Annotated in this window: 10 protein-coding genes; 6 read left to right on the top strand and 4 right to left on the bottom strand. The window is 55.3% G+C overall.

Translation table 11 applies throughout. The annotated features are described in order from the left end of the window. Window positions 1-126: LysR family transcriptional regulator (locus HJB91_RS29965; RefSeq protein ID WP_221156873.1), on the bottom strand; the 126-nt coding region annotated here is incomplete at its 3' end. Between the two features lie 257 nt (window positions 127-383). Here HJB91_RS29965 and HJB91_RS29960 point away from each other — a divergent pair. From HJB91_RS29960 to nodX, 6 genes are all read left to right on the top strand, one after another. Continuing rightward, on the top strand, window positions 384-974 hold the full coding sequence (locus HJB91_RS29960) for a NodA family N-acyltransferase (RefSeq protein ID WP_017958626.1): 591 nt from the start codon (window positions 384-386) through the stop codon (window positions 972-974). After that, entirely contained in the window at window positions 971-1,621 is a 651-nt protein-coding gene (nodB, locus tag HJB91_RS29955) for a chitooligosaccharide deacetylase NodB (RefSeq protein ID WP_138333873.1), read from the top strand. The genes HJB91_RS29960 and nodB overlap by 4 nt, the downstream gene beginning before the upstream one ends. A 22-nt stretch (window positions 1,622-1,643) precedes the next feature. Next, entirely contained in the window at window positions 1,644-2,921 is a 1,278-nt protein-coding gene (nodC, locus tag HJB91_RS29950; protein WP_221156869.1) for a chitooligosaccharide synthase NodC, read from the top strand. A 37-nt stretch (window positions 2,922-2,958) separates the two neighbouring features. Next, window positions 2,959-3,993, top strand: coding sequence for a nodulation factor ABC transporter ATP-binding protein NodI (nodI, locus tag HJB91_RS29945; protein WP_221156871.1), 1,035 nt, complete (start codon window positions 2,959-2,961; stop codon window positions 3,991-3,993). Window positions 3,994-3,996: 3 nt separating this feature from the next. Continuing rightward, window positions 3,997-4,776 (top strand): ABC transporter permease, encoded by a 780-nt coding sequence (locus HJB91_RS29940; RefSeq protein WP_221156867.1) that lies wholly within the window; start codon window positions 3,997-3,999, stop codon window positions 4,774-4,776. Window positions 4,777-4,972: 196 nt separating this feature from the next. Further along, window positions 4,973-6,076 carry an acyltransferase gene (gene nodX / locus HJB91_RS29935; protein ID WP_221156866.1) on the top strand — a complete coding sequence of 368 codons (1,104 nt, stop codon included), beginning with the start codon at window positions 4,973-4,975 and terminating at the stop codon, window positions 6,074-6,076. Between the two features lie 1,143 nt (window positions 6,077-7,219). Here nodX and nifT read toward each other — a convergent pair. The 3 genes from nifT to istB all read right to left on the bottom strand — a co-directional run bounded on the left by nifT (window position 7,220) and on the right by istB (window position 8,760). Beyond that, window positions 7,220-7,426: a putative nitrogen fixation protein NifT gene (gene nifT / locus HJB91_RS29930; protein ID WP_221156864.1), complete on the bottom strand. Its 207-nt coding sequence runs from the start codon at window positions 7,424-7,426 to the stop codon at window positions 7,220-7,222. Between the two features lie 163 nt (window positions 7,427-7,589). Beyond that, window positions 7,590-7,784 carry a 4Fe-4S binding protein gene (locus tag HJB91_RS29925; protein WP_221156863.1) on the bottom strand — a complete coding sequence of 65 codons (195 nt, stop codon included), beginning with the start codon at window positions 7,782-7,784 and terminating at the stop codon, window positions 7,590-7,592. Between the two features lie 181 nt (window positions 7,785-7,965). Then, the gene (gene istB / locus HJB91_RS29920) at window positions 7,966-8,760 is read right to left on the bottom strand and encodes an IS21-like element helper ATPase IstB (RefSeq protein ID WP_221156862.1); all 795 of its coding nucleotides are present in this window, start codon (window positions 8,758-8,760) and stop codon (window positions 7,966-7,968) included. Window positions 8,761-8,901 lie beyond the last annotated feature (141 nt).

Here is an 8,901-nt window from a genome sequence, read left to right as displayed (position 1 = left end):
GGAGATGGCAGCGCTCATGGCGGGTTGGCTGAGGTTGATGCTGCGTGCCGCTGCTGTGAGCTTGCGCTCGGTCATTAGAGCGTCCAGCGCTACAAGAAGGTTGAGATCAAGGCCTTTAAAACGCATGAGTGTATATCCATTCCATAGATGATTGCCATCCAAACAATCAATTTTACCAATCTTTCGGATCACTTATAGAAAAGCCGGAACTTGATCAATATCAAGGCCGGGAACGAAAAATCGAAATGCCGGGCAAGGGCCCGATTTCAATTCTTTACTTCTCCTAACCGCTCGATTGTCTAACCGGCAATCCAATAGTCATGCGCAACAATCTCGCGCGGCTTTGATCGTGGCTGGGTGAAGGAACAACGTGGAGCTTTTGCATGTCTTCTGAAGTGCGATGGAAAATATGCTGGGAAAATGAGCTGGAAGCTTCAGACCACGCGGAGCTCGCTGATTTTTTTTGCAAGACCTATGGGCCGACGGGAGCTTTCAATGCCAAGCCGTTCGAGACTGGCCGAAGCTGGGGTGGTGCGAGGCCCGAACGCCGCGCAATCGCATATGACTCGCGCGGTGTCGCTAGCCACATGGGCTTGTTACGCCGCTTCGTAAGGGTCGGTACGACTGATTTGCTTGTGGCCGAGCTAGGCCTGTACGGAGTGCGACCGGATCTAGAAGGATTAGGCATCGCTCACTCGGTGCGCGCCATGTTTCCGGTTCTGCGCGAGTTGAGCGTTCCATTTGCTTTTGGAACAGTTCGCCACGCCATGCGGAATCACATGGAAAGATACTGCCGAGACGGAACCGCCAATATGATGACCGGGCTTCGTGTGCGCTCCACGCTTCCAGACGCGCATTCCGACCTGCCAGCCACGCGCACTGAAGATGTCCTCGTATTGGTAGTTCCCGTCGACCGTCCGATGACTGAGTGGCCTGCGGGCTCGTTGATTGAACGAAACGGGTCGGAACTATGAAGCGGCCTGCCTATATGAGCGAAGTACCGGTCAATCACACAAACGGACCGGAAGATCGCTGCGTTTACTTGACGTTCGATGATGGTCCCAATCCATTCTGCACGCCGCAAATCCTTGATGTTCTAGCTGAGCACCGCGTCCCGGCAACATTTTTTGCTATCGGTTCCTACGTGAAGGATCACCCGGAACTCATTCAACGCCTTGTGGCGGAAGGTCATGATGTCGCCAATCATACCATGACGCATCCCGACCTCGCCACCTGCGATCCCAAGGATGTGAAACGTGAAATAGACGAGGCGCATCAAGCTATTGTCTCGGCCTGTCCCCAAGCCCAGGTCCGGCACTTACGAGCGCCTTACGGGGCGTGGACTGAAGACGTGCTCTCAGCATCGGTGAGGGCTGGACTTGGAGCCGTTCACTGGTCGGCCGACCCTAGAGATTGGTCTTGCCCGGGCACCGATGTGATCGTTGATGAGGTGCTTGCTGCTGCTCGGCCTGGGGCAATCGTACTTTTGCACGACGGGTGTCCGCCCGATGAGGTTGAGCAATGCTCGCTTGCCGGACTGCGTGACCAGACGCTTTTAGCACTCTCTCGAATTATTCCGGCACTGCATAGCCGCGGATTCCAAATTCGTTCACTTCCCTGAAACACTGGACAAACGAGAAACCATGACCCTGCTCGCAACAACCAGCATCGCCGCCGTCTCGCTTTATGCAATGCTCTCCACTGTTTATAAGAGCGCGCAGGTCTTTCATGCTAGGCGGACAACGATCTCAACAACACCTGCGAAACATATCGACGCCACTTCTGTGCCAAGCGTTGATGTCATTGTGCCGTCCTTCAACGAGGACCCAATCGTTCTTTCGGAATGCCTCGCGTCGCTTGCGGAGCAAGATTATGCCGGAAAATTGCGTATTTATGTAGTAGACGACGGTTCCAGAAATCGCGACCCGGTTGTGGCTCAGCGCGCTGCCTATGCAGACGATGAAAGATTCAGCTTCATAATTCTCGCTAAAAATGTTGGAAAGCGCAAAGCGCAAATCGCCGCTATCACCCAGTCCTCTGGGGATCTCATCTTGAACGTGGACTCAGACACCACGCTCGCCCCCGACGTCGTCTCCAAGCTCGCCCACAAAATGCGCGATCCAGCGGTCGGTGCGGCGATGGGCCAATTGAAAGCCAGTAACCAGGGGGACACTTGGCTGACTCGCTTGATTGACATGGAGTACTGGCTTGCCTGCAACGAGGAGCGCGCGGCGCAAGCTCGCTTCGGTGCAGTTATGTGCTGCTGCGGCCCATGCGCGATGTACCGGCGTTCTGCTATGCTCTCGCTGCTGGATCAGTACGAGACGCAACTTTATCGCGGCAAGCCGAGTGACTTCGGTGAAGATCGCCATTTAACGATTCTCATGCTGAGCGCAGGTTTTCGAACTGAGTATGTTCCGAGCGCCATCGCGGCGACAGTTGTTCCTGACACAATAGGTGTTTATCTGCGTCAACAACTACGGTGGGCACGCAGCACTTTTCGGGATACTTTGCTTGCGTTCCCCGTACTGCCTGGCCTTGATCGATATCTCACGCTGGACGTAATCGGGCAAAATGGCGGCCCTTTACTTCTTGCGCTGTCGGTGTTGACGGGTATTGGGCAGTTTGCGATGACCGCCACAGTACCATGGTGGACGATCATGGTCATCGGCTCCATGACTCTTGTGCGATGCAGCGTGGTTGCCTATCGCGCCCGCGAACTTAGGTTTCTGGGCTTTGCTCTCCACACGCTCGTGAACATCTTTCTCTTAATTCCTTTGAAGGCCTATGCCCTTTGTACCTTATCCAATAGCGACTGGTTGTCGCGAGGATCAGTCGCTGTCGCACCGACGGTTGGTCAGCAGGGCGTTACCAAAATGCCAGGGCGGGCAACATCTGAAATTGCCTATAGTGGCGAGTGATGATCGCTCCACCGCAGCTCAAAATTTGGGACAAGAAATGAACGGGCAATTAGCGAATTTGAAGACGACGATCGCTGATCCGCACCAGGATCATATCAGCCTATCGGAGCGGCAGGGCCGTTCGAAATCTAAGGCAGCGGATTCGCCTTCTGGCGCATTGTCCCAAGTTGCAATCGACCTGGCCGGCGTTTCGAAATCATATGATGATAAAGTCGTCGTCGATGACTTGTCGTTTACTATCGCCGCAGGAGAATGTTTTGGTCTTTTAGGACCGAACGGCGCAGGTAAAAGCACGATCACCCGTATGATCCTAGGGATGACCTCGCCAAGTGCAGGCACAATCACTGTACTCGGAGCACAGGAACCGGGTCAAGTTCGCTTGGCACGAGCGAAAATCGGGATCGTGTCTCAGTTCGATAATCTCGACCTGGAATTCACGGTTCGCGAGAACCTCTTGGTATACGGGCGCTACTTCCGCATGAGCACCCGAGAAATCGAAGCGGTAATCCCGTCACTGCTTGAATTTGCGAGACTTGAGAGCAAAACGAATACGCGTGTGGCAGATCTATCTGGAGGAATGAAGCGGCGCCTCACTCTGGCGCGCGCGCTCATTAATGACCCACACCTACTCATTCTGGACGAGCCGACCACTGGTCTCGACCCACACGCGCGGCACTTGATCTGGGAGCGGCTTCGATCGCTGTTGGCACAAGGCAAGACAATTCTTCTGACGACCCATATCATGGAAGAGGCGGAGCGGTTGTGCGACCGGCTGTGCGTGCTTGAAGCTGGGCGAAAGATCACCGAAGGCCGACCGCATGCCCTGATCGAAGAGCAGATTGGCTGTCCCGTGATCGAAATTTTCGGTGGCGACCCGCAGGAGCTTAGTCTTTTGATCAGGCCGAATGCTCGGCGACTGGAGATCAGTGGAGAGACCCTGTTCTGCTACACGCCTGATCCAGAGCAGGTGCGCGCGCAACTGCGTAGATATTCGGGCCTGCGATTGCTGGAGCGTCCCCCAAATCTAGAGGATGTCTTCTTGCGATTAACCGGACGCGAGATGGAGAAGTAGACGATGAGCGTAGCAGCATTACCCGCCGGCTGTTTAAACTGGCTCGCAGTTTGGCGCAGAAACTATCTGGCTTGGAAAAAAGCGGCGTTGGCATCCATTCTGGGCAATCTAGCCGACCCTATAATATATCTATTCGGGCTCGGCGCTGGATTGGGAGTGATGGTAGGGCGCATTGACGGTGTATCGTACACTGCATTTTTGGCGGCTGGAATGATCGCGACAAGCGCGATGACTGCTGCAACCTTCGAGACTATCTATGCGGCCTTCGGCCGAATGCAGGGCCAGCGCACCTGGGAAGCAATGTTGTATACACAGCTTAGGCTAGGGGATATCGTCGTTGGGGAAATGGCGTGGGCAGCAACCAAGGCGTCGCTCGCAGGCACCGGTATTGGTATCGTCGCCGCCATGTTGGGATACACTCACTGGCTGGCTCTTCTCTATGCGCTTCCGGTCATCGCCCTTACGGGCTTAGCGTTTGCGAGCCTTGGAATGGTCGTCACTGCCCTCGCGCCCAGCTACGATTATTTCATATTTTATCAAACGCTGGTCATCACGCCGATGTTGTTCATGTCAGGCGCAGTCTTTCCCGTAGACCAATTGCCCGTAGCATTCCAACAGATAGCGGCCTTCTTGCCCTTGGCACATTCGATAGATATTATCCGCCCGATGATGCTGGGCCAACCAATCGCCAATGTCTGCCTGCATATTGGCGTTCTCTGCATCTACATAGTCGTACCATTCCTCGTGTCGACCGCATTGCTTCGGCGCCGGCTAATGCGATGATGAATGCCACTTTCACAGTACGCGGCGCCTTGCCCCCACGTCCGGATCAGCATGTAATTGTTGATGTTGTTGCCGAACGAGGGCAACCGATCTGACGGCAGAGCTGCAGACAACAAAGCCGTCCACTGCTACACCGAATTCTGTTCTCAATAAAAGCCAAAAGGTTGCGCGGCATCTGCCGGCGCAATGGACATTCATGGGACCATCCAATGAACACTCATCCGGCCACCGGAACAACTTTGACCTGTTAAGGCTCTTTGCCGCCTGCCAAGTGATGTTCAGCCACGCGTGGAATTGGCTTCACCTGGGCGATTCTTTAGACGGCACATCGGTCTTCAATCTGTTGTTTTCGGCGCCGGGTGTTGCGATCTTCTTTGTAATCAGCGGCTTTCTAGTAACGGATTCTTACATCCGATCGTCGTCTGCGGCCTCTTTTTTCGTCAAGCGGTCGCTCCGGATCTTTCCTGCACTGTTCGTCAACATCGCCGTGATGGAACTTGCCCTGCTGGTGACTGGGGGATTAAATGTTACCGGCATCTTGCAGTATCTGTCTTACTTCACTGTCTACATCCTGACCGCTGCACGGATCTGGGCGGTCTACTTCACCTACGAGCCCTACACGATGAGCGGCTTTTACGGCGCCTCGGACCCAAGTGGGGTGCTGTGGACGCTGACGGTGGAGCTGACGTTCTACCTCACCCTGCCGATGCTGTTGGAAATTTGGCGGCGGTGGAAACGAGCAGGGGCCCTAGTCGTCGCCGTCGCCGCTCTCGGGTCTTGGGTCATGGCGCAGCACTTCAACATAACTGATAAGTACAATCCGTTCCTGTCGGTGACAGCAGGCCCGACTTTTTGGATTTTTTCGATGGGAGTTCTTGCTCGGCTTTACTGGCATCGCGTCAGCAAGATCTTTGAAGGCAAGCTCTTGTGGTGGCTGGCAACTCATCTCGCAATAACGTGGTGGGCAGCAGGAACGTCCGCTGCATTCATCTCGATCAACAACGCGGCGCCTGTCGATGCATTCCGAATCGCTGTTCTCGCCGGTCTAGTCCTGTCGGCAGCGTACTCATTTCAGCGCCCTAACCTGTTGCGCGGGCAGGATCTCTCTTACGGGATCTACCTCTACCATATGCTCGTCATGCACACGCTGATCGCCATCGGGTGGGTCGGCCACTGGTGGCTCTGGATCGTCGAGCCGGTCGGAACCGTGGCATTAGCCGCTCTATCATGGGCGCTGATCGAAAAGCCGGCCATGAAACTTCGCACATCGCTAGTCGCCAGAAGGCTTTCCGTCGCTTAAACGGAAAGCTCCTGTTAAGAGATCGAAACTCCAATGGAAGCTGCCACATTGGACTGTGGTGTCTGGGATGAATCGGCGTGGGTGAAGGTGACCCCATCCCAGGCCCGGTTGGGCCAGAAGGACCACAGGGGCCGCAAGTCGTTCCGGGTGAAACTGGACCAATGCGCGGCAGCCGGGCGCTTTTGGCGGAGGAGATGCGCTAGTCCATGGTCGCGGATCAAAATAGTCAGGACTACCTGCGGTCAGAGAATCGGGTACGGATATCCTCCATTGAGCTTGACTTGGTGGGCATCTGAATCAATTCAGTGCGGAGGTAGAAGGGCTGGTCGCTCGTCGCCTGGAAGGAGCCGAAGACCTCGGTGATTTTGGCCTGCGTTTGCTTGTCCCAAAGCTTCAGCTTCGCCGAGTGTTGGGTCGAAGCGATGATAAATTTCTCCGGATTTCGGTCCTCCGTTACATCCAGGCACGTCAGACTGAGGTGGATCTCAGCCGTGTCGGATTGATCCAGGATGAGGCATTTGAACGCTGTCGCCTTTCCAAATGTTTCAGGTAGGAGCCAATGGATTTCGCCAGTGTGGGCCTTTGGCTTTTACTGATGCACATCGACGCAAGTTTGTCCGGCACCCCCCCAAGCGGCATTGTGCAGTTCAGCGTTTGCGTCAATTTCGGTCTTCCTACCTGATAAGGGACCGTCTGCACGGCGTTCTGCCAGGTTCGAGCCTCCAGATTGCGGGAGGCATCTTCCGATAGTTTCTGAATCAAAGCTGAACAAATCTTCTCTGCGTCGAGGGGGTATTGCTCTTGGGGCCCTTCACGAGGAGAAGAGCCGCAGCTGTTTTGGCGAATGGGTTCACGTCAGTTCCTTTCCGGAGCGCCGCGGATATCACGAGATCCGAGAACCAATGGGATGAATGCTGTTACAAGCTGATGCTTAGGGCTTCCGCCTGGATTGCCGATACGCCCGTGCCGAGGCTCCACGAGGTCCTTGAGCGTGGTTTCGTTGAGTTGCGTCATATCTTCCTGATTTATGGGCGGCCTCCTGCCGATGACCGCCTTCAAGAGATCGTTAACTCGATGCCTATATTCGGGGTGTATGCCCGCTTGCGCTTGGCATCGACGCTCATCTATCAACCCGCGCGCACGCTAACTGGATAGCCTCCTCGCGTCGACCGTAACGGGCAGGCGCCTGTTCTGCGATAGCTCGGGGAGGGCTATCCGCCATCCATTTTTCAGCAAAATAAAGCCGCCCCACAGGTTTTTGTTCTCAACCGAAATAATCGGTTCCTCAAGGTCTTTCTTGTGAATATAGGCCGATAAGCCGACGTCAGTTCTGCTGATTGTCACTCTCATGCATGTCCCTTTCTCGCTGCGCCGGATTTGGAGCTCCGGAAACTCAGGTTGCGCGCATCGCTCACTGGATTGGATATCGGTGGTACGTGAATTTTTGACCTGATGTTCGCTTAGGAGACCACTAGCGGCTCGTCGCATTCTTTACGATTTAGTCCGGTGGCGATCAGGCAGGGACGCAGGTCTTCGGCATCGGACAAACCGAAGCGCATTGTAGCGTGTCAAACTCACCCTTGCACTCGGTACATTTTTCTGAATCCACGACATATCCCTCGCCTTTGAAACTGATCGCATCTGAGGGACATTCAAATTCGCAAGCGCCGCACTGGGTGCATTGGGATACAATGATCTTGAAGGCCATGTTTTAGCTCCTGATTCAATTAGAGGGGCCTAAAGCCGTGGGCATCGCCGGTTTGCCGCCAAACTCGGCGGCGTATAGCGCGCCAAGCGCAGTCTCGATGTAATTATAGTGTTGGTTTCCACGCGGAACTGAGCCGGTTTTTCCACCGAGAAGTGAGCCACCTCTAAGTATGGTTTTCTGATCAGGGTTTGGTCAAGGGATTGGCTTTTTCTCCTCTCTTCTGTGCTGCTGCGGCCGAGCTGGCCTTGAAGCGGAAGCTGTCGTTGCCGGTTTCCAAGATATGGCAACGGTGTGTCAGGCGGTCGAGCAGAGCCGTCGTCATCTTGGCATCACCAAAGACGGTGGCCCATTCGCTGAAGCTGAGGTTGGTGGTGATGACGACGCTGGTGCGCTCGTAAAGCTTGCTCAGCAGGTGGAAGAGCAGCGCTCCGCCTGAGGCGCTGAACGGAAGGTATCCGAGTTCATCGAGGATCAGCAGATCGAGACGAACCAGCGTCTCAGCGATCTGTCCTGCCTTGCCCTTGGCCTTTTCCTGCTCGAGCGCATTGACCAACTCGATGGTCGAGAAGAAGCGGACTTTTCGGCGGTGATGCTCGATAGCCTGGACGCCGAGGGCGGTCGCGACGTGTGTTTTGCCTGTGCCCGGCCCGCCGACGAGGACAATGTTCTGCGCTCCGTCCATGAACTCGCATCGATGCAGTTGGCGCACCGTCGCCTCGTTGATTTCGCTGGCGGCGAAGTCGTATCCGGAGATGTCCTTGTAGGCAGGGAAGCGCGCAGCCTTCATATGATAGGCAATCGAGCGGACCTCGCGCTCAGCCATCTCGGCTTTCAGCAACTGAGACAAGATCGGCACGGCCGCATCGAAGGCTGGTGCTCCTTGCTCGATCAGGTCCGTGACCGCTTGGGCCATGCCATACATCTTCAGACTACGCAGCATGATGACGACGGCGGCACTGGCAGGATCATGACGCATGACGACCTCCCACGTGCGTAGCGGCAATCTCGATGAGATTCAGCGTCAATCAGGATGAGACTCGCGCCGGGGTGTGACGGAGGGAGGGCGTAGCCCGATCGTAGTCATACCCCGGCGTGGCGCAGATTTTCGGCGTCTCAC

Source organism: Rhizobium sp. NLR10b, assembly GCF_019685435.1.
Taxonomy (GTDB): Bacteria; Pseudomonadota; Alphaproteobacteria; order Rhizobiales; family Rhizobiaceae; genus Rhizobium.
This window is presented reverse-complemented; position numbering and strand designations above follow the sequence as displayed.

Bases quoted from the DNA above. Each gene is read 5' to 3' on its own strand.
- HJB91_RS29940 (WP_221156867.1), top strand. From the start codon at position 3,997: ATGAGCGTAGCAGCATTACCCGCCGGCTGTTTAAACTGGCTCGCAGTT.
- nodC (WP_221156869.1), top strand. From the start codon at position 1,644: ATGACCCTGCTCGCAACAACCAGCATCGCCGCCGTCTCGCTTTATGCA.
- nodX (WP_221156866.1), top strand. From the start codon at position 4,973: ATGGGACCATCCAATGAACACTCATCCGGCCACCGGAACAACTTTGAC.
- nifT (WP_221156864.1), bottom strand. From the start codon at position 7,426: ATGAGAGTGACAATCAGCAGAACTGACGTCGGCTTATCGGCCTATATT.
- HJB91_RS29925 (WP_221156863.1), bottom strand. From the start codon at position 7,784: ATGGCCTTCAAGATCATTGTATCCCAATGCACCCAGTGCGGCGCTTGC.
- HJB91_RS29960 (WP_017958626.1), top strand. From the start codon at position 384: ATGTCTTCTGAAGTGCGATGGAAAATATGCTGGGAAAATGAGCTGGAA.
- nodB (WP_138333873.1), top strand. From the start codon at position 971: ATGAAGCGGCCTGCCTATATGAGCGAAGTACCGGTCAATCACACAAAC.
- istB (WP_221156862.1), bottom strand. From the start codon at position 8,760: ATGCGTCATGATCCTGCCAGTGCCGCCGTCGTCATCATGCTGCGTAGT.
- nodI (WP_221156871.1), top strand. From the start codon at position 2,959: ATGAACGGGCAATTAGCGAATTTGAAGACGACGATCGCTGATCCGCAC.